Origin of the sequence: Amycolatopsis sp. (assembly GCF_035276945.1) — a bacterium.
In the GTDB taxonomy this organism is placed as follows: domain Bacteria; phylum Actinomycetota; class Actinomycetes; order Mycobacteriales; family Pseudonocardiaceae; genus Amycolatopsis_E.
The window spans coordinates 41,660-66,640 of the sequence record NZ_DATELF010000049.1; the positions used below are offsets into that span (position 1 = coordinate 41,660).

General features: G+C 66.4%; 20 protein-coding genes and 2 pseudogenes. 15 read left to right on the forward strand and 7 right to left on the reverse strand.

Annotated features, from left to right (window positions below; all coding sequences use genetic code 11):
* Position 1: 1 nt before the first annotated feature.
* Positions 2–1,741, forward strand: coding sequence for an ABC transporter ATP-binding protein (locus VJT49_RS07930; protein ID WP_324164068.1), 1,740 nt, complete (start codon positions 2–4; stop codon positions 1,739–1,741).
* A 59-nt stretch (positions 1,742–1,800) separates the two neighbouring features.
* Here VJT49_RS07930 and VJT49_RS07935 read toward each other — a convergent pair whose 3' ends face one another.
* Together VJT49_RS07935 and VJT49_RS07940 are read right to left on the reverse strand one after the other, a co-directional pair.
* Positions 1,801–2,319: a hypothetical protein gene (locus VJT49_RS07935; protein WP_324164069.1), complete on the reverse strand. Its 519-nt coding sequence runs from the start codon at positions 2,317–2,319 to the stop codon at positions 1,801–1,803.
* A 48-nt stretch (positions 2,320–2,367) separates the two neighbouring features.
* Positions 2,368–3,357: a PHP domain-containing protein gene (locus VJT49_RS07940; RefSeq protein WP_324164070.1), complete on the reverse strand. Its 990-nt coding sequence runs from the start codon at positions 3,355–3,357 to the stop codon at positions 2,368–2,370.
* A 246-nt stretch (positions 3,358–3,603) separates the two neighbouring features.
* Here VJT49_RS07940 and VJT49_RS07945 point away from each other — a divergent pair, with 246 nt between their 5' ends.
* On the forward strand, positions 3,604–6,234 hold the full coding sequence (locus VJT49_RS07945) for a bifunctional YncE family protein/alkaline phosphatase family protein (RefSeq protein ID WP_324164071.1): 2,631 nt from the start codon (positions 3,604–3,606) through the stop codon (positions 6,232–6,234).
* 74 nt (positions 6,235–6,308) lie between these two features.
* Here the strand turns inward: VJT49_RS07945 and VJT49_RS07950 are convergent, their stop codons facing one another.
* A complete protein-coding gene (locus VJT49_RS07950) occupies positions 6,309–7,118 on the reverse strand; it encodes an IPT/TIG domain-containing protein (protein ID WP_324164072.1) in 810 nt (269 codons plus the stop codon).
* A gap of 613 nt (positions 7,119–7,731) precedes the next feature.
* Here VJT49_RS07950 and VJT49_RS07955 point away from each other — a divergent pair.
* Positions 7,732–8,169, forward strand: a complete 438-nt coding sequence (locus tag VJT49_RS07955) for a hypothetical protein (RefSeq protein WP_324164073.1) — start codon at positions 7,732–7,734, stop codon at positions 8,167–8,169.
* A 57-nt stretch (positions 8,170–8,226) separates the two neighbouring features.
* Positions 8,227–8,947 (forward strand): annotated as a pseudogene (locus VJT49_RS07960) (reverse transcriptase domain-containing protein); the annotation flags it as partial.
* Between the two features lie 5 nt (positions 8,948–8,952).
* Here the strand turns inward: VJT49_RS07960 and VJT49_RS07965 are convergent.
* The gene (locus VJT49_RS07965; protein ID WP_324164074.1) at positions 8,953–10,242 is read right to left on the reverse strand and encodes a hypothetical protein; all 1,290 of its coding nucleotides are present in this window, start codon (positions 10,240–10,242) and stop codon (positions 8,953–8,955) included.
* On the opposite strand from VJT49_RS07965, the gene VJT49_RS07970 reads away from it, so the two are divergent.
* The 3 genes from VJT49_RS07970 to VJT49_RS07980 all read left to right on the forward strand — a co-directional run bounded on the left by VJT49_RS07970 (position 10,216) and on the right by VJT49_RS07980 (position 11,547).
* Complete coding sequence (locus VJT49_RS07970; protein ID WP_324164075.1) at positions 10,216–10,500, forward strand: hypothetical protein; 285 nt, start codon at positions 10,216–10,218, stop codon at positions 10,498–10,500. The genes VJT49_RS07965 and VJT49_RS07970 overlap by 27 nt on opposite strands.
* Before the next feature lie 27 nt (positions 10,501–10,527).
* Positions 10,528–10,695 (forward strand): hypothetical protein, encoded by a 168-nt coding sequence (locus VJT49_RS07975; RefSeq protein ID WP_324164076.1) that lies wholly within the window; start codon positions 10,528–10,530, stop codon positions 10,693–10,695.
* A gap of 111 nt (positions 10,696–10,806) precedes the next feature.
* On the forward strand, positions 10,807–11,547 hold the full coding sequence (locus VJT49_RS07980) for a hypothetical protein (protein WP_324164077.1): 741 nt from the start codon (positions 10,807–10,809) through the stop codon (positions 11,545–11,547).
* Here VJT49_RS07980 and VJT49_RS07985 read toward each other — a convergent pair.
* Complete coding sequence (locus tag VJT49_RS07985; protein WP_324164078.1) at positions 11,534–11,869, reverse strand: hypothetical protein; 336 nt, start codon at positions 11,867–11,869, stop codon at positions 11,534–11,536. The two genes, VJT49_RS07980 and VJT49_RS07985, sit on opposite strands and share 14 nt — an antisense overlap.
* A gap of 130 nt (positions 11,870–11,999) precedes the next feature.
* Positions 12,000–12,695, reverse strand: a complete 696-nt coding sequence (locus VJT49_RS07990) for a hypothetical protein (protein ID WP_324164079.1) — start codon at positions 12,693–12,695, stop codon at positions 12,000–12,002.
* 938 nt (positions 12,696–13,633) lie between these two features.
* Between VJT49_RS07990 and VJT49_RS07995 the strand changes: the two genes are divergently transcribed.
* From VJT49_RS07995 to metX, 5 genes are read left to right on the forward strand one after another with little or no spacing between them, the layout of a single operon-like run.
* On the forward strand, positions 13,634–15,112 hold the full coding sequence (locus VJT49_RS07995; RefSeq protein WP_324164080.1) for a type III PLP-dependent enzyme: 1,479 nt from the start codon (positions 13,634–13,636) through the stop codon (positions 15,110–15,112).
* A 44-nt stretch (positions 15,113–15,156) separates the two neighbouring features.
* On the forward strand, positions 15,157–16,221 hold the full coding sequence (locus VJT49_RS08000) for a fatty acid desaturase family protein (protein WP_324164081.1): 1,065 nt from the start codon (positions 15,157–15,159) through the stop codon (positions 16,219–16,221).
* A complete protein-coding gene (locus VJT49_RS08005; RefSeq protein ID WP_324164082.1) occupies positions 16,208–17,545 on the forward strand; it encodes an O-acetylhomoserine aminocarboxypropyltransferase/cysteine synthase family protein in 1,338 nt (445 codons plus the stop codon). Before VJT49_RS08000 ends, VJT49_RS08005 begins: the two co-directional genes overlap by 14 nt.
* A complete protein-coding gene (locus VJT49_RS08010) occupies positions 17,542–18,306 on the forward strand; it encodes a gamma-glutamyl-gamma-aminobutyrate hydrolase family protein (protein WP_324164083.1) in 765 nt (254 codons plus the stop codon). The genes VJT49_RS08005 and VJT49_RS08010 overlap by 4 nt, the downstream gene beginning before the upstream one ends.
* Positions 18,307–18,346: 40 nt before the next feature.
* Positions 18,347–20,509 (forward strand): homoserine O-acetyltransferase MetX, encoded by a 2,163-nt coding sequence (gene metX, locus VJT49_RS08015; protein WP_324164084.1) that lies wholly within the window; start codon positions 18,347–18,349, stop codon positions 20,507–20,509.
* A 144-nt stretch (positions 20,510–20,653) separates the two neighbouring features.
* Here metX and VJT49_RS35120 read toward each other — a convergent pair.
* A pseudogene (locus VJT49_RS35120) lies at positions 20,654–21,389 on the reverse strand (error-prone DNA polymerase); the annotation flags it as partial.
* A 465-nt stretch (positions 21,390–21,854) separates the two neighbouring features.
* Here VJT49_RS35120 and VJT49_RS08030 point away from each other — a divergent pair.
* From VJT49_RS08030 to VJT49_RS08040, 3 genes are all read left to right on the forward strand, one after another.
* Entirely contained in the window at positions 21,855–22,853 is a 999-nt protein-coding gene (locus VJT49_RS08030; protein ID WP_324164085.1) for an ISAs1 family transposase, read from the forward strand.
* A 596-nt stretch (positions 22,854–23,449) separates the two neighbouring features.
* Positions 23,450–24,340 carry a reverse transcriptase N-terminal domain-containing protein gene (locus tag VJT49_RS08035; protein WP_324164086.1) on the forward strand — a complete coding sequence of 297 codons (891 nt, stop codon included), beginning with the start codon at positions 23,450–23,452 and terminating at the stop codon, positions 24,338–24,340.
* A complete protein-coding gene (locus VJT49_RS08040) occupies positions 24,307–24,939 on the forward strand; it encodes a group II intron maturase-specific domain-containing protein (RefSeq protein WP_324164087.1) in 633 nt (210 codons plus the stop codon). Before VJT49_RS08035 ends, VJT49_RS08040 begins: the two co-directional genes overlap by 34 nt.
* Positions 24,940–24,981 lie beyond the last annotated feature (42 nt).

The following is a 24,981-nucleotide window of genomic DNA, read 5'->3' on the forward strand; positions in this document are numbered from 1 at the left end:
GTTGACGACAGCGAAGCGACGAAGGCCCGGCAAGTCTCTGTGGGACTACACCAGGGGAATCCGGGCTTTGCTGGCCGGGTTACTGGTACTCGACCTGGCCGCCAACGGGGCGTCACTGGTCCAGCCGCTCGCGGCCCGGTGGGTGCTCGACGAGCTGGAAGCGCATCGCGGAGTGCTCGGCCCCGCGCTGGCCTTGGCCGGTGCGGCGGTCGCGGGGCTGGCACTGGTGGGGATCTCGACCTTCCTGCTGGAGCGAACCGGCCAGCAGGTCATCAGGGATGTCCGGCGAGCCATGGCCGGCCGGGTGCTGTTCGCCCCGGTAAGCGTCGTCGAGCGCAGGCCGGTCGGTGACTTCCTGTCCAGGCTGGCCAGCGACACGACGTTGCTCGAAGAGAACATCGCCGGCTCGCTCGTGCACGCCGCGGCCTCGCCGCTGAGTGTCCTCGCCGCGCTGGTGCTGATGGGCACGATCGACCTGCCGATGTTCGCACTGGTCGCGGCGCTGTTAGTGATCACCACCATCGCCGAACGGTGGTCGTTTCGCCGCCTGTGCCGTGCCACCGAGGATGCGCAGGATCGCGTCGCCAGGATGGTCTCCGGTCTCCAGCGCGCACTCGTCGCGTTCCGCACCGTCAAGGCCTCGGGCACCGAGGCACTGGAGAAGCACGTGATCGGGGCGGAGGCCGATTCGGCCTACCACGCCGGTGTCCGCTCGGCCCGCGCCCGCGCGATCCTCGAGGTCGTCGCGATGATCGCGGTGGACGCGACGTTCCTGGTGGTGCTCGCGGTCGGCGCGGCACGGGTCGCCGCGGGCGACATGGGACTGCCCGATCTGGTGGCGTTCCTGCTCTACGTCGTCTTTCTCCGCGATCCCATCGAGACGACCACCATCGCGGCCGCCTCGCTGTCCGAGGGCTTCGCCGCGGTGAAGCGCATCCAGGAAGTGCGCGACATCCCTGGCGAGCCGGTCGTTACCGAGGCCGGGCGGGCCGTGGCTCCGGCGGGATCCGGTCCAGCGGTCGTCCGGTTCGAGAACGTGTGGTTCGGCTACCACGACGCCCCCATCCTGCGGGCGGTGACCCTCGACATGGACGTCGGGCTGACCGTGCTCGCTGGTCCTTCCGGGGCCGGAAAGACCACCGTTCTCGGCCTCATCGAGCGTTTCGCGGACGTGGACCGGGGACGCATCACGCTGCGGGGCCGCGACCTCCGGGACATGGACCGTACCGAACTGCGCCGCAGGCTGGCCTACGTGCAGCAGGAGGCGCCGTTGCTCGGCGACACGATCCGGTCCGCCGCGCTCTATGGCGTGCCGGACCCGGATCACGCCGACCTGGACGGCGCGCTGAAAGCGGTCGCCCTGGACGCCTGGATCGCGCGGTTGCCGGACGGGCTCGACACCCCGGTCGGGGAGCGGGGAGTGGCGATCTCGGGAGGGCAGCGCCAGCGGCTCGCGGTCGCCAGGGCATTGCTGCGGGGGGCTGACGTGCTCCTGCTCGACGAGGCGACCTCGCAGCTCGACGCGGTCAGTGAACGTACCCTGCTCGATTCGGTGGCCCATGAGGCCAGAACGAGCACCGTGATCGCGGCGACGCATCGGCTGTCCGTGGCGACCGCCGCGGACCGGATCATCCTGCTCGCCGACGGCAGGGTGCGCGCCACCGGCCGCCATGGTGAGCTGGTCCACCACGACCGGCTCTACCGGGCACTCGCCGGTGCCGACGGCGTCAAGCAGTGGTGAGCTCGGCGAAGGTTTCGGCGACTCTTCAGCTTCCGCAGTTCAGTGCATCACTTGGATCTTCATAGGGTGTAGCGGTGGAAGGTGATCGTGTCGCCGTTGAATTCGACGGAGAATGACTCGGAGTCGAGCATCGTCAGGTCGGTGTAGACCCGGCCGCCACCGACCATGTTCTCGATGGTCAAGGTATCCCCGTCGACGGAGTAGATCGAGCCGATGTTGACCGGGGCCGGGACGCCGTTGTCGAGTGGATTGCCGACACCGACCCCTCGTGGCCAGTAATTCCAGGTCACGCCATGGGTTCTGCCATTGAACGTCCACAGCTCCTCGCCCCCGTAGGGCTGCGGCGCTCGCCACACACCTGGCAGCATGTCGTCCCAGTCACTGTCGCTGCCGGTGGTTGTTTCTTCGGAGGTTGTGTATTCGGAGCTTTTCGTGGTTTCCTCGGAAGATTCGGTTGTCGCCGTCGTGGTCTCGGCAGTGGTGGTCGTTTCCGCGCTTTCGGTCGTCGAGGCCGCCGGTTCGCCGGCTGTCTTCGATTCGCCACCGCACGCGGTGAGCACGCACAACGCGACGGCCACGATGGCCAGTGTTTTCATGCCGATTGGTCGGGCAGGCTTTCCCCGGCGTTACACAGAACGAAACTCGTCCGCGCGGCGGGTGTTGATCACGCGTTCGGGTGGGATGCCTTCCGCTTGCGCACGAAGGCAGCCGCTGCCGAGCCAGTCGAGCTGGCCGGGTGCGTGCGCGTCAGTGTCGATGGCGAACACGCATCCGATTTCGGTGGCCAGGCGCAGGAGCCGGTCGGGTGGGTCCTGCCGCTCCGGGCGGCAGTTGATTTCGACCGCGACGTCGTGCTCGCGGCACGCGGTGAAAACCCTTTCGGCATCGAAGACCGATTCCGGTCTGGCCCGGCCGGTGATCAGGCGCCCGGTGCAGTGGCCGAGCACGTCGACGTGCGGGTTGCGCACGGCCGCGAGCATGCGTTCGGTCATCGGCTCGGACGGCATCCGCAGATGCGAGTGCACGCTCGCGACGACCACGTCGAGCCGGGACAGCAGGTCTTCGCGCTGGTCAAGGGAACCGTCGTCGAGGATGTCCACCTCGATGCCGGTGAGCACCCGGAACGGGGCCAGTTCGCCGTTCAGCGCTTCGACGACCTTCAGTTGCGTCAGCAGCCGTTCGGCGGACAGGCCACGGGCCACGGTAAGCCGGGGGGAGTGGTCGGTCAGGGCGATCCACTCGTGCCCGAGCGCACGCGCCGCCTCGGCCATCTCCTTCGGCGGGCTGCCGCCGTCGGACCAGTCCGAGTGCGTGTGGCAATCACCGCGCACGGCGCACCGCAGGCCTTCCCGCGTCGCCGGTGGCGCCGCGTCGAGGAGTTTCCGCAGGTAGGCGGGCACCTGGCCGGCGGCCGACTCTTCGATGGCGGCTCCGGTGGCCGCGCCGATGCCGGGCAGGGCCCGCAGCGTGCCCTGGCTGATCCGGTGCGCCAGCTCTTCGGCGGCGAGCTGGTCGACCACCGCGGCGGCGCGGCGGAACGCGGCCACGCGGTAGGTCGGCGCGTCGGCCCGTTCGAGCTCGAACGCGATCCGCCTGAGTGCTCGTGCCGGGTCCACGCCCTCTGGCTTACCCCATCGCGGCCCGGCCCGCACCCGGGCCGGGCCGGCCCAAACGGAACAAAAGGAATCCACCGGGCGGTCACCGGCGATTGTTCATTTCATGTAGGGCCATTGTTGGCCCCGGCTCGAATGCCCCCGCCTAGAGTCGGCCGGCGACTGGGCTGTGGGCTCGAGAGAGGAAACCTCATGCGCAGACCGAAGTGGGGTAAACGTACGATTGTCGCCGTTTCGGCGATATCGGCGATGGTACTGGGGACTGGCGTCACGTACGCCACCGGCGGTTTCGGCAAGCTGCTCGGTGACAAGACGGTGGGGCCGCAGCCGGACGGTTCGTACCTGACCCAGACCGGCCAGTTCGTGACCCCGGCCGGCGATGTCATCAAGGAGGCGGGCAGGCCGTTCGGGCTGGCCCTGAGCCCCGACGGGAAGACGGCCGCCGCGCTCAACACCGGCGGCGCGACGACCGGCATGGTCAGCGTCTTCGATCTGGTGACGCACAAGGTGGTCCAGCAGGCCGGCACCGGGAAGATCTCCGACGGCGGCATCCTCTACTCCGCCGACGGCAGGCACCTGTGGGCCGCCCAGCCCGGCGCGCTGGCCCGGTTCGACGTCGCCGCGGACGGCACCCTGTCCAACCAGACCAGCGTCGGCCTGCCGGGCGTTTCCGGCCGGCAGGCCGTGCCCGCCGGGCTCGCCTGGGCCCCCACCGGGACCGACCTCCTCGTGACGTTGAGCGGCAACAACACCCTCGCCGTGGTCGACACCACGACCAACACCGTGACCAGGCAGATTCCGGTCGGCAACGTGCCCAACAGCGTGGTCGTCGTGGACGGCAAGGCCTACGTCAGCAACCAGGGCGGCCGTCCCGCCCAGCCCGGCGACCGGACCGACAACTCCTACGGCACGCCCATCGTGACCAACAACCCCGACGCCGTGCCGTCCACCGGAACGGTCTCGGAAGTCGACCTCGCTTCGGGGCAATTGGTCCGGACCTTTCCGGTCGGGCTGGAGCCGAGCGCGCTGCTCGTGGTGGGCAAGAACGTCCTCGTCGCCAACACCGACGACGACACGGTGTCCACAATAGACACACAGCGGCAGTCGCTCGGTCGCACGTTCGCGACCAGTCCCGCGCCCGGTGCGCCGTTCGGCGCGCAGCCCAACGGCCTGGCCATGCTCGACCCGGCACACCTGGCGGTCAGCCTCGGCCGGGACAACGCGGTAGCGGTCTACGACTACCGGGACCCCTACACCCAGCCCTGGTTCGAGGGTCTGATCCCCACCGGTTCGTTCCCGACCGGCATCGCGAAGGACACCCAGCTCGACCGGCTCGTCGTGGCCAGCGAACAGGGCATCGGTTCGGTGGGCGCTCCCGGCACGGTCAACGAGGGAACCGGCACCAGCCCGGCCACCGGTCACCTCGGCTACAACTTCGTGGGAACCGTGCAGACGATCGTGGCTCCCAGCCCGGCGCAGATGCAGGCCTACACCAGGCAGGTCTTCGAGAACAACCAGTGGAACGGCCTGCTGCAGCGCAACCTGCCCGGCAACGGCCACGGCAGGCCGGTCCCGGTGCCCGTCCACGTCGGCGACCCGTCGACCATCCAGCACGTGTTCCTGATCGTGAAGGAGAACCGCACCTACGACCAGGAACTCGGTGACGACGCGCGCGGCAACGGGGACCCGAACCTGGCGCAGTTCGGCGGCCAGGTCACGCCCAACACCCACGCGCTGGTCAAGCAGTTCCCGCTGGTGGACAACCTGTACTCGGACGGGACCAACTCCGCCGAAGGCCACCACTGGCTCAACCAGGCGTTCGTCAACAACTACATGCAGCAGATGTATGGCAACTACACCCGCTCGTACCAGACCGGCGACCCGATGTCCGACGTGAAGACCGGCTGGATCTGGGACAACGCCCTCAGCCACGGCAAGACGGTGACCAACTGGGGCGAGCAGATCGACAGCTACGTCGACTCGAGCGGCAAGGGCACGCCCGGCGGTTCCTGGCCGCAGTGGTACAACGACTCGCAGATCATGGAGGGCAAGGCCACCGGCCAGCTGCATGTGCCGGTCGGCACCTACCAGCCCAGGACGGACATCCCGTCGTTGCAGAAGATCACCCAGCCCGACTATCCCAACTTCGACCTCAACATCCCGGACCAGTACCGGGTCGACCTGTTCAAGCGGGACTTCGACAACTACGTCCGCAACGGCAACCTGCCCGCGCTCAACATGATGTGGTTCTCCAGCGACCACACCTCGGGCACCACGCCGGGCGGGATCACACCGTCCGCGTACGTCGCGGACAGCGATCTGGCGACCGGCCGGATGATCGACATCGTTTCGCACAGCCCGTACTGGCAGAACACCGCGATCTTCGTCATCGAGGACGACTCGCAGAACGGTGTCGACCACGTCGACGGGCACCGCAACCCGACACTGGTGATCAGCCCGTACGCCGCGAAGGGCGCGGTCGTGCACGACTACTACAGCCAGCTCAACGTGATCAGGACGATCGAGCAGATCCTCGGCCTGCCCCCGATGAACCAGCAGGACATGACGGCGACCCCGATGTTCGACGCGTTCACCGACCGGCCGGACTTCATGCCGTACACCGTCCTGCCCAACCAGATTCCGTTGAACTCGACCAATCCCCAGGTGGCCCAGACCACCAGTGCGGTGCAGGCGGCCTGGGCACAGTGGTCGGCGAAGCAGAACTTCGCGACCGAGGACATGGTGAACATGGCGCAGGCGAACCGCGACATCTGGTATGCCTCGAACAACTTCACCAAGCCCTTTCCCGGTGACAGCAAGGTGTTGCTGCCCAACGAGGTCCCGGGCGCCGACAACGTGCCCGACGGCGACGGGCACTGACGAGCACTGACGAGCACTGACGAGCACACCCGAGGCCCGTCTTACGGGAGTCCGTAAGACGGGCCTCGGTCTGTTCAGATCATCGGCGCCGGCACGTAGGTGTAGGCAGACCCCACGCTGGTTCCGCCCGGCGTCGTCACGGCCACGACAACGGTGCCGGTGCCGGCCGGGGCGACCGCGACGATCTGCGTGTTGGACAGCACCGTGAAGGCCGCCCTGGTACCGCCGAACGTCACGGCACCGGTGAAACCGAGGTCCGTGCCGGTGATGGTGACGCCGTTTCCTCCGGCGGCCGGCCCAGCCGTGGGGGTGAGGCTGGTGATCGTGGGTGTGGCGAGGTAGGTGTAGAACACGTTTTGGGTGCTGGTGCCGGCGGGTGTGGTGATGGTGACTTGTGCTTGTCCGGGGGCGTGTGCGGGTGTGGTGGCGGTGATCTGGGTGTCGGAGTTGACGGTGAAGGTGGCTGGGGTGCCGCCGATGGTGACGGTGGTGGTGCCGGTGAGTCCGGTGCCGGTGATGGTGACGGTGGTGCCTCCGGCGGTCGGGCCGGTGGTGGGGCTGATGCCGGTGACGGTGGGTGTGGCGAGGTAGGTGTAGAACACGTTCTGGCTACTGGCGCCGGCGGGTCCGGCGACTTTCACCAGCGTTTGCCCAGGGGCGTGCGCCGGGGCGAAGGCGATGATCTGGGTGTCCGAAAAGGTCGTGTACGCGGCCGGGGTGCCGCCGAAGGTGACGGAGCTGGCACCGGTGAACCCGGAACCGGTGATCGTGACGGCCGTGCCGCCGGAAGCGGGGCCCGCGGCCGGGTTCACGCCGGTGACCGCCGGCCCGGCGGCGAGCGTGGAAGCCTGACCCGTCGTGGCGCCCTGGGTGTTCGCGGCCATGGTGAACCTCCTGTGTGTCCAGTAGGGATAGGTGGTTGATCAGGTGAGTGGTTGATGGCTGGTTTTGTAAGCTTGTCGTCGCTTGGCGGTGGAAGTCGGGTCCGGGTAACTGCCGGGGGGCCCGGTAGCAGGCTGGTGGTGTCGTCTGGAAACGGGCGGGGTCGAAGCCCAGCGTCGAGCGCCCCAACCTTGGGGGTGTGCAACCGAACGGTTCGTAACGTGAAGTGAAGCCTGCCGCGTCGTTACGTTTCCCGGTCGGAAACGGCTGGGGTGAGGGAGTGCCGAGCCTGGAGGAGAAGGGCGAAGGCCAGGGAAGCGGTGAAGAGCCTGGAAGTGCAGCCGTGAAGGACTCCCCGGCGTAAGGGGCTCGGAACGTTCGGATAGCGGTGGCGGGAACTGGAGAGGCCCTCCCCGGCCCGGCCCGGCCCGGCCAACTGCGTGTAGTGGCTGGAGTGCGGCGACCTAGAACCGGTGACGAGCCGGGAAGTGGGAGCCGGTCGGAAGGGAGTCGGAGGTGGCTGTGGTACTGCTTGAGCCGGGTGGACAACACAACCGCCGGTGAGGGAAGGGCCACTACTTCGTCGATGCGTGAGGTTGATTGTGGAGGTGCCCGGTGAGTGCCGGTTTGGCTAGTCCCGCCGACCGCGGAACCCAGGTTCCGCGGGGTAAGGTGCGTGCCCTGCAACACACGCTGTGCCGGGCGGCCAAGGCCGGTCCCGGGCGACGGTTCCACACGCTGATGGACAAGGTCCTGCGCAGGGACGTCCTGTGGCGTGCGTGGGTCGCGGTGCGCCGTAATGATGGCGCGTCGGGCATTGACAAGCTCACCCTGGATGCGGTCGAGGAATACGGTGTTGACCGGTTCCTGGCCGAGATCATGGCCGAGTTGCGTGATGGCCGGTATCGGCCGTTGCCTGCTCGCCAGGTGTTGATCCCGAAACGGGATCGGTCGGGGCAGTGGCGGCCGTTGGCGATCGCGTCGGTGCGGGATCGGGTCGTGCAGGCCGTGTTGAAGATCGTGTTCGAACCGGTCTTCGAGGCGGATATGTAACCGTGCAGTTTCGGGTTCCGCCCGAAACGCTCGGTGCACGACGCCCTGCACGTGCTCGTGGACGAGTCCTGGCGGGGTCGGGTGTGGGTGGTCGAGACGGACATCGCCAATTGTTTCGAGGCGATTCCGAAAGACCGGTTGATGCAGGCGGTCGAGGAACGCGTCTGCGACCAGTCCGTGCTGAAGTTGCTGCGGGTCGTGCTCGACGCCGGGGTGATGAGGGACGGGGTGGTGCGCAGGTCGGTGACCGGGACCCGGCAAGGGGGTCTCACCTGTGCTGGCGAACCTGTTCCTGCACTACGCGTTCGACGCATGGATGGCCCGGGAGTTCCCGGACGTGCCCTTCGAACGCTACGCCGACGACGGCGTAGTGCACTGCGACAGCCACCGCCAGGCCCGCGAGGTCCTGGCGGCGATCGCGAACAGGATGGACGAGGTCGGACTGCGCCTGCATCCCGACAAGACCAAGGTGGTGTACTGCAAGGACGGTACCCGGCGCAGCTCGCACGAGCACACGTCGTTCACCTTCCTCGGGTTCACCTTCCGCGCCCGCAAGGCACGCACCAGGGCAGGGAAGAACTTCACCAGCTTCCTGCCCGCGATCAGCAAGAACGCCCTGAAGAAGATCAGCGGTGAGGTGCGCCGATGGCGGCTGCACCGCAGAACCAGGCACAGCTTCGCCGAGCTCGCACGAAAGATCAACCCGATCGTGCGCGGCTGGATGCAGTACTACGGTGCGTTCTACCGCTCCGCGCTGTGTCCCTTCCTGGCACGCATCAACGCCTACCTGATGCGCTGGATCCGCAAGAAGTACAAGCGACTGCGGCCCTTCCACAAGGCCCTGGCGTGCTGGCAACGCATCACCCGCCAATACCCCAGGCTCTTCGCCCACTGGGCATGGGTCCACACCGCCTGGCGATCAGGATGACAGGAGCCGGGTAACGGGAGACTGTTACGCCCGGATCTGTGGGAGCCCAGGGGTGAGATTCCCCTGGGCCACCCGACCTTGGTTAACACGTTGAGGCGATGCTGACGGGTCAGCGAATTTCTCCGTGCCTTGGTTCCGGCCCGGTCGAGGTCACCCCATATCCGGGAGATGGCCGCGGTGTTGGCGAGGGCTGCCGCCTCGCCGCCTCGCCAGCTGGCCTGCCGGCTGAGCTCGAGCGCTCGCGCGGAATGTTCCACGGCCTCGTCCAGCCGGCTGGCGGTCACGTGCAGAGTGGTGAGACTGTTGTGCATGGCCGCGTTCGCCACCAAGTCGCCTTGGTCTTCGGCGGCGCGTCGTCCGATAGTTGTCGCGGCGGCCCACTCCTCGGTGTGACCGCGGACCATGAAGAAGCCTCTCAGCAGATCGGCCAGCAGCCAGGAGAACTCGTGCGGACCGCAGTTGGCGGCATACTCGGCTGCGGCGAGAAGATTGCTGAGCTCGGCCTCCAGCCACGCCACCGCCGCGGGCTGGTCGGGAAGGTCGGGTACGGAAAGAGTGGGATCCGGATCGGGGAGAGGTAGTCGCAGTATCAGAGGGTACAACGGAGCTGCGGCCGCGTCGGCGACCTGGAGATACCAGCCGAACAGACGGCTCAGCGGGCCTTCGTGGTCGGATTCGGCCTCCGCGCGTTGCTTGGCGTAGATGCGGACCAGGTCGTGCAGACGGTAGCGACCAGGGGTTTGCTGCGATATCAGGTGTACCGCCTGTAGGTGTTCCAGCAGCGCTCGGGTTCGTTCCAGACTGGTGCCGTTGAGCGCGGCAACGGCTTCGGGAGGAAAGTCGGCGCCGGGAATGAGACCGAGGCGGCGGAACAGTTGTTGACCGTCGGCGCTCAGGGCTGCATACGAGGTGTCGAACGCCGTCCTGACCGCGGTGGCAGGGTCGTCAGGTGCTGCGAGGGCGTCGAGCAGGTTGCCGCCACGGAAGTTTTCCACTGCGTCGGCGATGGGGGAGTCGGGTCGCAGCAACAGATTCCCGGCGGCGATGCGCAGGGCGAGTGGGTGGTAACCGCACAGTGCGGCCAGTTCCGAGGTGGCTTCGAACTCCTTACGTTCTTCGTGCGCTACTGGCAGGACGGGTCTCACGCGCGGCTGCGGATCCGTGACCTGGCGCCGGAGGCCGCCGATGCCGTCGGTGGCGAACTGGAGGCTCGACCTGCCTACGTCAACGCGGGGAGCCCGGCCGAGCGGCGGCTCGACCAGCAGACGTACCTGGCGATGGCGGCCGGCATCGCGGCGGTGGGGGAAGGGACCGATCGCTGCCCGTCGGGCGGCTGCGGACCGGCGGCGTCTACCGCGAGCGCTACGAACCCGAGCTGGAGCGGTACGGCGGGCCGGAACTGATTGGGGCTCAGTAAGTCGCTGTTCCGCATGTCCAGCGAGATCTCGGCCGGTCTGCTCCGGTTGCTGGCCCCTGGTACCTCGCGTGCCGCGATCGGCCTGAACGCACTGGCCGCCGACCCGGAACCGGTCACGGACCGTGCGTATTGCGCAGGGCCATTCCCGGGTGTGATGGCCGCCGTGCCGGCAAGCCGCTAGATTCGAGGGAAATTTCCCGAAAGCGCGGAATTACCCGGTGACTCTTTCCCTGCCGTCGCCGACCTTTCTTCCGCCGTACTGCTGGACATGATTCGCTTGAGAAGATCGGCTGTGACCGTGCTAGCCGCGGCGGTCGCGCTGCTGACGTCGGCCGCCACGGCGGTTGCGCAGGGCGGCCGCCTGTTCCAGGAGGACTTCGATCACCTGCCGGTTGGCCAGGTCACTTGGGGCCACGGCTGGGCCGCCGACACCTCCGGCGGCAGCCTGGCAATCGAACCCAACTCCACCGGGCACGGCCAAGAGTTGCACATCCACACCGACGGGAACGGCCGTGCCTTTCTCGTGGTGCCCGGCCTGACTCCACCCGGCAACAGTTTCTGGGTCCGCATGCGCCTGAGGGTGGCCACGTTCCCCACCGCTCCCGACTGGGCCCACTGGACTATCGCCGAGGCTTCCGGCTCCGATTCGCCGACGCTGGTCCGCCCGCTCGGCGGCCAGTACGTGCCCACCTCTGGCGCCAACTTCTTCGGCGTGGGGTCGGATCAGGGTCCCACGGGCGACTGGACCGCTTGGCAGACCTCGGCCCCGGCTGTCGCCGGAAGGTGGCGGTGCGTGGAATTCCACCTTGACGCCAGCGACAATCGTGTCACCGTATACCTGGACGGTGTCGAACAGACCGCGCTCACTGTTTCCACAAAGCAGCACGGCGGAGCATCGGGCGACTTCGTCTTCCCGCATTTCGATACCCTCAAGCTGGGCTGGCAGCTCTACCAGCCCAACCCGGCCCCGTCGTCCTACGACGTCCAGCTCGATGATGTGATCGTGAGTACCCACCGCATCAGCGCGCGCTGATGACCTGTCGCCGCTCGGCGGCCGCCGTGCGTGCCGCCCACGCACCGAGGAGAGGCGCCTCGGCTTTGGCGGAGGTGTCGAACCACGACCGCCACCGTGCCCGTGCCAACGGGCCGGTGGTTTCCACTGTGGTGTGCCATTTCTCGTCGCGTTTCGGCCAACGCTTCGCGCGGGGTGTGCGGTGGGCGACGTAGCCGATCAGCGTGCCGCCGTCATCAGGCGGACCGTTGATCCACACCTTGTTCGTGGCGCCGTCCCTGACTGGTGTGGTGTGCCGCCAGATAGGTGGACGCCGTGCGTGTCCGGCCTTGCTTGAAGTCACGTTGCCTGACCGCCGTGTTCAGGGCGCCGCTGGAGTTCACCGTGGGGTAAGGCCTCCAGGAGCACGGCCGGGCTCAACCCGGCCATCCGGGAGGGCGCCCACCCGGCGCGCCGTTCGGAGCTGACCTGGTCTACGACCGCACCCCAAGCGCTCCCTTAGGAGGAAGGTCGACCACCCTGTCCAGTCCCTTTCCGCACACTACCTGTGCGTATCGGACCGGTTGGTCCTTCCGCAGGTTCTCGGTGGCGGCCGTGAAATCGGACCAGACCGGGGTGCACGGCGAACCGAGATATTCCGCGGAGTCCACGCCGTGGTATTTCTGGAACGGTTTGCCGATCCGCTGGATCAAGGCAAGCACCCGGTTGTCGAGAATGGCGACCCAGTGCCGTGTACCGCGCTCGACGGAATACTGGCATATCCCATGAAAGAGAGCGATACGTACCCAGATCGACATCTCCGGATCATCTTTGAAAAGATACCCCTCGTCCACTCCGAGCGTCGCAATGTCCACCGTGTACTCCGGAGCCATGGTCAGTCCGTTCTCCCGCAACACCGTCCGGTAATCCGTGCTCCACGGATCATGGCCCATGTCGTTGAGACTCTTGAAACCGGCAGGAGAGTTCGTCACCAGCCGCACCTCCCCGGCGATCCGGCCGGTGACGCTGTCCCGCAGGACCAGGAACTCGCTCGCGTCCCGGTAGGGCGCCAACTCGTCCGCCATTAGTTCCGGCGAGAGACCATAGGCATTTCTGAATATTTTCGCCTCGACTTCTTCGGCGGCCGCGAAATCAGGATCTGCCGGATAGACGATTTCCAGCGAAAACAATCTGCTTCCATTCACCCGGACTACCCTTTCGCGTGAACTGTTCAACAAAGACTCATATCCAGAAATGAGGATGGGTAGGAATCGGCTCCAGTTCGTCGGGTGTGACCCTGGCCCGGGTGAGCGTCTCGGAGGCGAGGAACTGGTCGCCCCCCGCGCGGGAGGACGAACTGGGCGGCCCAGGTAATGCTCGCTGACCGCGCCGAACACCGGACCGATCGCCGCATCCTGGTCTCGCGTCGGCGCCATGACTGTGCCATGCGCCCATGCGGCGGGAACGGTGGGAGGCTGTGGCTAATCCCCGCTGGCGCGACGATCAGGATGCACACGACGGTCTCCCTCCGGGACGGTGTTTCGGACGACGGGACTCTCCGGGCTCAATCCTGACGGTGGGCACTTGAAGGCACCTGGAACCTGGTCGGATCGGCCGGCGGTTGGGTGTCCTGGCAATCGCGTGAATCAGCAGCGGAAGAGGCCGAGTCCGTTCCCGGCCGTCATTCCGCATTCGCTTGTCCTTCTCACCGTGTCCGGTAGACCTCGCCAGCGGACAAGTTGCCTGAGGTCGCCCCCTGCGGGCCACCGTGTCCTCTATTTCGGGCGCGGGCAGCACGCGCCGGGCGGTGATGTTGGCGGGCACCCTTTCACCTCCTGCTTTGGCAGGCCGGTTCGAACTTCCATACACTCCGAGGAATTCTGGGTGTCATGGAGGTTCCGAAGATCGCGGGATCAGATTCCTTGAAATGCGGTGTTATCGTGGTGTTTGAAGCTACCGAACCGAATCCACCAAAAGACGGACGGTTGGCGAGCACCCGGGTGATTTCCGGCCGAATAGTTGACACCAACGAGCAATAACGGCACTCTGAAAAGTAGGACGCAGCGTCGCGGCCGATCCCGTCCACCTCAAGAAGACGATCTTGTGGAGATCATCTCAGCACCTTTTCATGAGCCAAAAGGATCCGTGCATTTCCCGGTGTCTGGCTACATCAGGATGGGGGCTGCAATACGTGTGTCCAGATACATGGCAGCGCACGTCGGCGCATTATCCGCCATTATTTTGCAGATGTTCGCGGGTGGCGATATTGCGTGTTTCCCTGCCGACCCAGCGAGCGAAACATGTTGCCATGCCGTCGAGTTGCGCCTTCCTTCGGTCCGCCGGTGCGCGGGCGCGACGCCAACAGAAGAACACCAAACCAGCATTCGGTGAACATGGCGACCCACCACCCAGGAAAGGCATCGACTTGACCGGCGAACGACCCGTGGACCACACCACATATACCGGACACCACGCATTCTTCGAAGCCATCCGGCCACCCACGCCTTGCCTCTTGCTCGATCTGGATATTGTGACGGAGCGCTATCGTGCGCTGAGATCAGATATGCCGAGTGCCGCGATATACTATGCGGTCAAGGCCAATGCCGACCCGGAACTGCTGCGCACGCTGGTAGCCATCGGCTGCGGTTTCGATGTGGCCAGCACTGGCGAAATCGACGCCTGCATCGCCGCGGGCGCGGAACCTGAACTCATCTCATTCGGCAACACGGTGAAGAAGGAGTCCGCCATCCGCTACGCCCATGAGCGGGGAATACGACTCTACTCGATCGACTCGGCGGCGGAACTGGAAAAGATCGCACGGTCCGCGCCCGGCGCCGACGTGTGCTGCCGGATCATCGTGCGGACCACCGGTGCGCAGTGGCCGATCAGCCGGAAATTCGGTTGCACCGAGGAGGACGCGGTGGACCTGTTGCGGCAGGCCAGGTCGCTCGGTCTGAACCCGAGGGGAAGCACCTTCCACGTCGGCTCCCAGCAGCGCCGGCCGGGCAGTTGGCAGTCGGGCGTCGCGGCCGCGGCACGGGTCGCCGCCAAACTGGCGGCCGAGGGCATCGAACTCGACCTGCTCAACCTCGGCGGTGGGCTTCCAGTCCGCTACGACGCCGGTGTGCCCGGTCTCACCGCCTACGCCACGGCGATCAACAACAGCGTGGCAGAGCATTTCCGACATGTTCCGAACCTGATCATCGAGCCGGGCCGCTATCTCCCCGGCGATGCTGGCCTGATCCGCTCCGAGGTAGTTCTCGTGGTCAACCGCGAGCACGGCAGGCGCTGGGTGTACGTGGACGTGGGCCGGTTCGGCGGGCTGGCGGAAACCGAGGGCGAGGCCATCGCCTATCCGCTGGTGGCCAGGCGGCCGGGCGGCGAGTTCGCCGGCGAGCAGGCCCCCGCGGTCGTCGCCGGACCGACCTGCGACAGCGCGGACGTGCTGTACGAGCAGACACCGGTGCTGCTGCCCGCCGACCTGCGTCCCGGCGATCACATCGACTTTCTCGCGACCGGCGCGTACACCACCCCTTACGCCTCCGTCGGGTTCAACGGCTTCCCGCCGCTGCCGACCTACTGCTTCGGCGCGACCGCAGTTGCTTGATCCGCACGGTCACCAACGAAAATCTGACCTCCAGGAGCCATTACATGTCAGAAACGAGCTGGGCGTACGACGGGAAGCGATACCGGATGTACCGCTTCGCCGACGACATCGAGGACGAGATCAAGGAACTGAACCGCAGTGACAACTGGCACGCCGGCCTGGCCTGGTTGCAGGACGTCGCATGGATGGCGCTGTGCGTCTGGCTCTGTCTCGCGGTGTCTTGGTGGTTGTATCCGCTGGCGGTACTGGTGATTGGTGCCCGCCAGCGCGGCCTGTCGACCATCCTGCACGACTGCGCGCATGGCGTCGGCGTTGCGAACCGGAATTTGCAGATGGCCATCGGCACGGTTTTCACCGCGTACCCGATATTCCAGCAGCACTACGCCTACAAGATCTCTCACGTGTTCACCCACCATCCCAAGCTCGGCAACCCCGACGGCGACCCGGATCTGCGGTTCTTCATCGAGCAGAAGGCGTATGAGATCAGCGCACCACGGACCTATGTCCGCAGGGCTGTACTGATGCCCATGCTCGGCTCACAGACCTGGGCCTATCTGCGCTACCTCGTTCGCAACCGGTACCGCATGCTCAAACAGAATCGAGCACGGACAACCGATTCGCCGTCGCAGGTCAAGCGCCGCAAGCGGGTACTCGACCGGGCCGGGTTCTGGGTCTTCTGGGCCACCGTGGTCGGCGTGTGCGCCGCACAGGGCTGGCTGACCGGGCTGCTCCTGTTCTGGGTTGTCCCCTACCTGACCAGTTTCCAGATCCTGGGCTGGTACATCGAACTGTCCGAGCACACCCCACTGGTCCGCGACTCCAATGTGGACCTTTACATGACCCGCAACCGCAAGAGCCGCACCTGGGAGAAGTTCCTCACCGGCATCCACAACGACAACTACCACCTCGAGCACCACCTCGATCCGCGCACACCGTTCTGGAATCTCGGCAAGTCAAGGAAGGTCCGGCTGCGCGATCCCAACTACGCCGCGGTGGACCGGGCGCTGGGCGGCCTGTTCACCCGAGGACCGGAAGGGCAGCCGAGCGCGACCAGCGCGATCGTGGAGTCCATGACCAGCCTGAAGGAGCCGCACCGTGCCGCGGCATGACGGTCCGACATCTCTCGGTAAGACATACCAGCGAACCGAGTCCGGCGTAATGCACGCCGGGGCGGAACTCCGGTTGGGGCTGACCGGACCGGTTGTCACACCGATCTTCCAGACCGCGGCATACGAACTGCCGAGCACCCAAGCCGCGGCGGACATCTTCGATCTACGAGCCGACGGGCACGCCTACACCCGGCTGAACAACCCCACCTGCGATGTGCTGGAAGCTCGAATGGCGGAGGTGGACGGGGCCGCGGCGGCACTCGCCGTCTCCTCCGGGCAGGCCGCGATCGCTATCGGGCTGCTCAATCTGTGCCAGGCCGGCGACAACATCGTCAGCTCCAACGAACTTTACGGAGGAACCTGGAACCTGCTGGGCAACACGTTCGCCCGGTTCGGCATCCAGACCAGGTTCGTCAGCCCGGATGATCCGAAGAACTTCGTCGACGCGACCGACGAGCGAACCCGTTGCTATTTCGCGGAAACGCTGCCCAACCCCGGGCTCCGCGTGTTTCCCGTCGAACCGGTCGCTGAACTCGCCGAGCAGGTCGGTGTGCCACTGGTACTGGACAACACCATGGTGCCCTATGTTTGCCGGCCGATGGACTTCGGCGCGCACATCGTGATCTACTCGGCGACGAAGTACGTCGGCGGGCACGGCAGTGCGCTCGGCGGGATCATCCTCGATTCCGGCGCGTTCGAATGGACCAGGCACGCGGAGCGCCACCCGCTGATGACCGAGCCGGATCCCGCGCACGGCGGGGTGGTGTGGACCCACACCGGGACGCACCTGGAATCCTCACTCGGCCGCAGCGGGTACCTGCTCAAGGCACGCGAAACGCTGGTCCGCGATCTCGGCCCGTGTCTGAGCCCGTTCAACGCCTTCCTGCTGATCCAGGGCATCGAAACGCTGCCACTGCGGATGCGGGCGCACGGGCACAACGCCGCCGAGGTGGCGCGGTTCCTCGACGGGCACCCCGCGGTCGCCTCGGTTCGCCACCCGAGCCTGTATGTCGGCGACGAGGCAACCCTGGTAAAGCGGTATCTCGGCGGGAACGGCGGCCCGCTCATTCAGTTCGAACTGGTCGGCGGGCAAGTGGCCGGCTGCCGGTTCATCGAGGCGCTCAACCTCGTCTCGCACGTGACCAATGTCGGGGACGTGCGGTCCATGGCCACCCATCCCGCGTCGACCACCCACGCCCAACTGCCGGAAGCCGACCGGCTGGCGGCCGGGGTGACCGAGGGTTCGGTCCGGCTGTCCATCGGGTTGGAGCACATCGACGACCTGATCGCGGACCTGACCAACGCACTGGGGGCGGCTGGATGATCGAGAACGGGCGTCCCCTCGTCGCCCTGGCCGCGGCGACCGAATTCGTCGACGGCGTCGGATATCTGGCAGTGCGCGAGGTGTACGTGCGGGCACTGGAGCGCATTGCGGGCTGTGTGGTCACTATGGTTGGCGGTACGGCCGAGCACATCGTCGACCTGCTGGACCGGTTCGACGGGGTGGTGTTCGGCGGGCACCAGACAGATGTCCTGCCGCGCTGGTACGGCGGCGTTGATCCGCCGGCCGCGGCCGACGCGGCACGGGACGAGTTGGCCCTCGCCATGCTGCCGGCCGCGCTGCATGCCGGAATCCCGGTGCTGGGCATCTGCCGGGGGTTGCAGGAGCTGAATGTCGCGCTCGGCGGCACGCTGCGCGACCTTTCCAGCCAGCCCGGCGGTACCACCCACACCGAGGACGACTCCCTGCCCAGGGACGAGCAGTACCTGCCGGCGCACGAGATCCGCCTGGCGCGTAACGGCATGCTGCATGACCTGCTCGGCAATCCCACAATTTCGGTGAATTCGCTGCACCATCAGGCCATCGACCAGCTGGCGTGTGGCCTCCGCGTCGAGGCAGTTGCCGCGGACGGGGTCATCGAGGCGGTGTCCGCACCTGGTCACGCGGCATTCTGCCTTGCCGTGCAATGGCATCCGGAGTGGTACGCCGAAACCGATCCGGTGTCCACCTCGATCTTCACCGAATTCGGCACGGCCGCGAAAACCAGAGCCAGGTGCCGCACCTCGCTGCCGATCAACAGTTGATGCGTCAAGCCGCACGTAATCACTCACCGGAGAAACGAGAATGCTGACTGGATTCGCCGCGCCAACCAGCCGCCATCTGCACAGCGTCACCTTGTTCCCACATGATCGGCCGCTGCGCCTGCGGTCAGGCACGGCGCTCACCGACGTGCAGGTGGCCTACGAGACCTACGGTCCGTCCGAGAACGCGGCACATGGCACGGTTTTCGTGTGCCATGCGCTCACTGGGGACGCGCACGTGGCAAGACACGACGAGCACGACATGCCAGGTTGGTGGGAAGCCGTTGTCGGACCGGGCAAACCGATTGACACCACCCGATACCACGTGCTGTGCGCGAACGTGTTGGGTGGCTGTGCCGGCACAACGGGACCGTGGTCACCGGCGCGCGACGGCCGGCCCTATGGCGCGAGATTCCCGCGTATCGAGGTATCGGACATCGTGACGGTGCACCGGGAACTGTTGCGCCACCTGGGTATCGGCCGTCTGCACGCGGTCGTCGGCGGTTCGCTCGGCGGGATGCAGGCGCTGGAATGGTTGCTGCGCTTCCCGGATTCGGCTCGCATGTTCGTGCTGATCGCCACCAGCGCACGGATGAGCGCGGACAACCTCGCGTTCAACGCGGTCGGCCGCGCCGCGATCCGCGCGGATCCTCGATTCGCCGAGGGCAACTATCCCGCTGACGAACGCCCGGGCGACGGTCTGGGCATCGCGCGGATGGTCGGGCACCTGACCTACCTGTCGCCCGAGTCGCTCGAGCGCAAGTTCGGTCGTTCGCGATCCGTGGCCGCCCCGGCGAACCTCGCGGCAGTGGCGACCGGCCCGTTCACCGTCGAACGCTACCTGGAAAACCAGGCGGCGAAACTGAACGAACGGTTCGACGCGAACACGTACCTGTATGTGAGCGCCGCGATGGATGGTTTCGACGCGTTCGCAGAGCCACCTTCGTTCGGGTCGGCCAAGCCGGCAGTCCACCTGTTCAGTTTCGCCGGCGACCGGTTGTTCGGGAGCGAGCACAGCAGACAGATCCGCGACCGGCTGGCCGATCTCGGCATCGACGCAACCCACCACCACGAAACGACCTCCCGGGTCGGACACGACGCCTTTCTTTTGCCCACCAGCGGGTATCTGGCGGAACTGGCGGCACGGATGCGTGCCGTCGAACCCAAGCCGCCGGAGGCCGCGCAGCGCCAGGGCGGTGACCTGCGCGGTCTGTCCGGTAACGATCATCTCGACCTCAGCACCTGCGTGAACCGCTACGGCCCGCCGCCGTCGGTCGGTGCCGTGGTCCGAGCCTTCCGGCCGGAACTGCTTCGTGCCCATCCGTATGACGCCGAGGACAGATTCGCCACGGTGTATTCCAAGTATCTCGGTGTACCGGCGGACCAACTCGTGGTCGGCCGGGGCATCACCGAGTTCATCCGCGCGCTCGCCGCGCTGCTGCCTGCCGAGCAGGTGTCGGTGATCGCCCCTGACTACACCGACACCATCCGATGGTTCCCGCGGCACGACAACCCACCCGACAACGCGCCGGAGCACGCGGCGGCGCGACTCGTCCGCGTGGACAGGGCCATGTCGGAGAACCGCTACGTGATCATGTCGAATCCGAACAATCCGACCGGCACGTATCTGCACCGCGACGACCTGGTCGGCCTGTGCCGGCGACATGCCGACTCGATGTTGATCGTCGACGAGGCGTACATCGACTTCGTCGCCGGTTCGGACGATCTCTCGATGGTCCACAGCGGACAGCCGAACGTGATCGTGTTGCGCTCTCCGAACAAGCCGTTCGGCATCGCCGGAGTCCGAACAGGCGCGCTCTGGACACCTGACGATGACATCCGAAAGAAGGTGCGCCACCACAGGCTGAACTGGCCGCTGTCGTACCTCGACGTCCTCGCCGCCGAAGCGGCGCTCGAAACGCCGTCCTGGCTGACCGAGACACGCGATCGGCTGCTGGCCGATTCGGTCGTGTTACAGGACGCGCTGGCCGAACTCGGCGCGGTCGACTCCCATGTGCCGGTGCACTACCGGTTCCTGCGTCACGACGACCCACTCGGTCTGCATCGGCAGTTGCTAGCGCACGGCATCGTGACCAGGGTATTCACCGGAAACGAGCCGGGGCGGATGCCGGGTTTGCGGTTGAGCACGCCGACCGGCGAGGAGCTCCCCCTGGTACTGGCGGCCCTCGCGAAATCGCGCGGTTGACGGACCTGCCTTGCCGGAGGACTCGCTGTCTTCCGGCAGTCGCGGGCCGATCCTCGCGTCGAAAAACTGCTGCAACATGCAGCACCAGCCGGTGAGTCACCGTCACGTGCGCCCGCGAGAAGGCTCGTGCCAAGGCCGTTTAGTTAGAAACGCGATGCCGCCCGCGGTCGCCGCCCGCTGCTTATGCGTCACCGCGCCACCGACGAGTACCCGTGTCCCGTCTTCGGCCAGGTCGAGCAGTCGGCCGGCGGGGAGCGCGCCGAGCTGGTCGAGGTGGGCGCGCGGGAACTGGATGGGGTGGCGGCCGGGCGGGCCAGTCCGAGCCGCACCGCCACCCCACCCGTACTGCCCTGGTCGGGCTCAAGTGTGGGGTGGGCCAGGGACAGGTTGAGGTCGGGCGGGTGGGTGGTGACGCCGTGGCGGCGGGCGTCGGCGATGAGGGTCTGCGGGGAGTAGAACCCCATCGGTTACGCGCGCAGCAGCCCGGCGCAGAACGCCGCCGGGTAGTACAGCTTGAACCACGGCTGGCGTAGACCAGTAGCGCGAAGGACAGGCTGTGGGCTTCGGGAAAGCCGTAGCCGCTGAAGGCGTGGATCTGTTCGAAGATCCGTACCGCCAGGTCCCACGGGATCCCGTTGGCGGCGGTGCCTTCGAGGAACCTGGCCATCAGCGGCCCGCATTTCCTGCGAGGAGCGTTTGGTGCCCATGGCGCGGCGGAGCTGGGCTGCGACCAGGCCTCTTCGCCGGAGCGGCGCCGGATGTAGCGGTGCATGGACCCGCCTTGGATGGGGCCGGGCCGGATGAGGGCGACCTCGACGACGAGGTCGTAGAATTTCCGCGGCTTCAACCGGGGGAGGGTGGCGAGCTGGGCGCGCGATTCCGGCCGCTCGGTCAACTCCCGCACAAAACCGGCCACATCCGCCCGGCTCGCGGTCAGCGGATCAACGCCCTCCCGCTCGCACATCTCCAGATACTCGGCCAACCCACGCGCATACGCGTCGATCGTGCGCGGCGCGCGCCCCAGATCCGCCCATACCTGCAACCAGCCGGCCGCCCGCTTGTGCCGCGCGAGCACCGGCCACCTCTCCGTCAGCACCACCGTGCCACTCAAGCATCTCCCAAGTCCGTGGTCGTACCGTCGGGACCTGATCATCCCGGCGGCCAGATTCCACGCAACTTTTAAGATGCTCAAACGACAGATGTACGGACGCGCCCACGGTCCCGGCAAAGTCGGGTTGGGCCTGGTGGGGGTGGGTGGAGAGCAGGCACGGCCCTTGTTGATCATGTGAGTGTCGAAGTCCCATGATCATGTGAGAGTGCCGTGCCTGCTGTTGTATCTTCGCCGATGCCTGCTGCGCTGGAGGAACTGGCCCGTTCCTGTGAGCTGCCGGGGGTGGGGGCGCCGGGTGTGGGAGAGGTTGCTGACCTGCGTGAATATCTCGCTACGGTGGCGGATCCCCGTGCTCGTCGCGGGGTGCGGCACACACTGATATCCGTCCTTCTCGTGACCGCGGCCGCGGTTGTTGCCGGTTCGCGGTCCTTCGTGGCGATCGGCGAATGGGCCGCGGATGCACCACAGCACGTGCTGGCGACGCTGGGGGCACGGTGGGATCGACGGCGCGGCCGGTACCGGGCGCCGGGCGAAGCCACGCTGCGGCGTGTCCTGCAGGCAGTGGATGGCGATCTTCTCGACACCGCGATCGGCGCATGGCTGGCTGGCCGCGCCGGCGGGATGACGGTGATCGCGGTGGACGGTAAGACCCTGCGCGGTACTTGCGATGAGACCGGCCAGGGCGGTGTGCATCTGCTCGCGGCGATGACTCATGACAGTGGAATCGTTGTGGCACAACGAGAAGTGGGTGATAAGACCAACGAAATCACCTGTTTCCAGCCGTTGCTGGACACCATCGGCCTGACCGGAGTCCTCGTCACCGCGGACGCCATGCACACCCAACGCGCGCACGCGTCCTACCTGGTCGAACAGCGAGGCGCTGACTACATCCTCATCGCCAAAGCCAATCAACCAAACCTGTTCACCCAGCTCGACGCCCTCGACTGGGGCGACATTCCTCTATGCACCACCGAAAACCGTGGACATGGACGCGCCGAACGCCGCACGATCCGAGTGCAGCCAGCACCCGAGAACATCGACTTTCCCCATGTCGCACAAGTGTTTCTGATCGAACGCTACGTTACTGACACCACCACCGGGGAAACGACCGCCATCGCAGTCCTGGGCATCACCAGCCTCGATGCCGCTCGGGCGAACGCCCCGGAAATCGCCACCTACGTCCGGCAACATTGGACCATAGAGGTGCGACGTGAGGTCGCACTGGTTGAGTGAGGTAACTGGAAAGGGAGGGTCGATTATCGACAGTTAGCTCCGAGCGAGTGCTCAATGCTCGTTCCCGCTCCTGGCATGCGTCGCTGGTAACGGCGGGGTGTGGAGCCCGGGAGAAAGCCCGAGGGCTGGTGTTCCATCCATCGGCTACAGGCAAGGGAAAGACCGGAAGGGCGAATGGTGTGAACCCCCGTAAGCCTCGTTACCCAGAACTCCGGAGATGGGACGCCGAACCGGAGAACAGGACCCGCTGTTGAGAGATGGCAGTGGTGGCCGGAGTCTCTATGTCGGCCATGTGAGCACCACGGTCCCGGGGTATAGGGGGCGCCCGACACCGGTCGCGACTCGCCAGTGCGGAACATGGAAACCCCGTCATGGTCCGGTGGAGATGACCGGCCACCGGTAGGCCGACCGCAAGGAAGGCGGAGATCCGTGGCGGGACAGGACGGCCAAGAAGCAAACGGCGGCAGCCGAAAGGCGACAGGAAAGCGAGAACAGGTGACCGACCCCTCCGAACACGGTCGTCGTCGTATAACTGGCCGCATACCAGAACACCGTGTCTGGGCCCGAAAGGGAGCTGACGTGAGCCGGGTGGCCTTGTGACGAATCAGATGCCAACGAAACGCTGGAACCGTATGGGCAAGTTAGGCGCCATATCCGGGGACGCGACGACCGTCATAATCGATCTCGCGGCCGTTGAGGATGTGGCGAACGGACCTGAGGACCTGCCTGACTGGGACGCCATCGCGTGGCGTCGCCAAGAGGAACAGGTACAGCGACTACGGCAACGGATCTTCACGGCGACGCAGGCAGGGGACCTGAAACGGGTCCGCAATCTGCAAAAGCTGATGTTGCGCAGCCGGGCGAACACGCTGGTCAGCGTGCGCCGGGTGACCGAGCGCAACACGGGCCGCCGCACCCCAGGCGTTGATGGGCAGGTCGCGGTGACCTCCCAGGCCAGGGCCGAGCTGGCGGTGCTGCTGCACCGCCACGGCGGACCTGTCCGAGCGCTGCCGGCGCGGCGGGTGCACATCCCGAAAAAAGGCGGAACACGCCCGCTCGGTATTCCTGTTATTGCTGATCGTGCCCAGCAACAGCGGGTACGTAACGCGTTGGAACCCGAATGGGAGGCCAGGCTGGATCCCAAGCAATATGGGTTCCGCCCAGGCCGCGGATGTCATGACGCGATCGAGATGATCCACCGCGCTATCGCGGTCAAGAACGCGAAACGCGAGTGGGTGCTCGACGCCGACCTGAAATCCGCGTTCGACAAGATCGACCATAATTTCCTCCTGGAACGAATCGGGACGTTCCCAGCCAAGGAGCAGATCCGGGGCTGGCTGAAAGCAGGAGTGGTCGACAAGGGCCGGTACTCGCCGACCGACGAGGGAACCCCTCATAAGGGGGTCCGCTGTCCCCGTTGCTCTGTAACGTTTACCTGCACCGGCTTGATCGGGTGTGGGATGTGTGGGAGCACGGGGTCCTGGTGAGGTGTGCCGACGACGCGACGGTGATGTGTCGTTCCCGGCAGCAAGCCGAGGCCGCGTTGGTGCGGCTTCGCGAGGTACTGGCCGATCTCGGTTTGCAACTGAAGGAGGCCAAGACCCGGATCGTGCGGTTGGAGGTGGGTGGCCCAGGTTTCGAGTTTCTGGGTTTTCACCACCGGCTGGTGCGGTCCCGGGGTGTTCGGGGACGTAAGGGCGTCACGTTTCTCGCCCGTTGGCCCAGCGACCAGGTGATGCAACGAGCCCGGGACCGGCTTCGGGAACTCACTGCCCGGTCCCGGCTGCTGTTGCCTGTTGAAGCGGTGGTCGAGGACATGAACAGGTTCCTGCGCGGTTGGGGCGCCTTCTTTCGGTATGGGCATTCTGCCGTCCGTTTCGACAAGATCAGTAACTACGCGCGGGAGCGGCTGGTGCTGTTCATCGGGAAGCGGCATCAACGCGGGCGGCACTTTGGGCTGTCCGTGGTCGCCTACCGTTCGCCGGACCAATGCGGACTGATCAGCCTGGTAGGAACCGTTGTCGCACCCAGGGCGGGCAAGCCCTGGCGGGAAAGACCGAATGCCGGTGGTGAACGGCGTCGGTAAGCCGTGTGCGGGAGAACCGCACGCACGGTTTAACGGGCGGGA

Coding starts and splice junctions, on each gene's coding strand:
- VJT49_RS07995 (WP_324164080.1), top strand. CDS start 13,634: ATGAGCCAAAAGGATCCGTGCATTTCCCGGTGTCTGGCTACATCAGGA.
- VJT49_RS07950 (WP_324164072.1), bottom strand. CDS start 7,118: ATGGCCGCGAACACCCAGGGCGCCACGACGGGTCAGGCTTCCACGCTC.
- VJT49_RS08010 (WP_324164083.1), top strand. CDS start 17,542: ATGATCGAGAACGGGCGTCCCCTCGTCGCCCTGGCCGCGGCGACCGAA.
- VJT49_RS08000 (WP_324164081.1), top strand. CDS start 15,157: ATGTCAGAAACGAGCTGGGCGTACGACGGGAAGCGATACCGGATGTAC.
- metX (WP_324164084.1), top strand. CDS start 18,347: ATGCTGACTGGATTCGCCGCGCCAACCAGCCGCCATCTGCACAGCGTC.
- VJT49_RS07975 (WP_324164076.1), top strand. CDS start 10,528: ATGTCCAGCGAGATCTCGGCCGGTCTGCTCCGGTTGCTGGCCCCTGGT.
- VJT49_RS07945 (WP_324164071.1), top strand. CDS start 3,604: ATGGTACTGGGGACTGGCGTCACGTACGCCACCGGCGGTTTCGGCAAG.
- VJT49_RS08030 (WP_324164085.1), top strand. CDS start 21,855: ATGCCTGCTGCGCTGGAGGAACTGGCCCGTTCCTGTGAGCTGCCGGGG.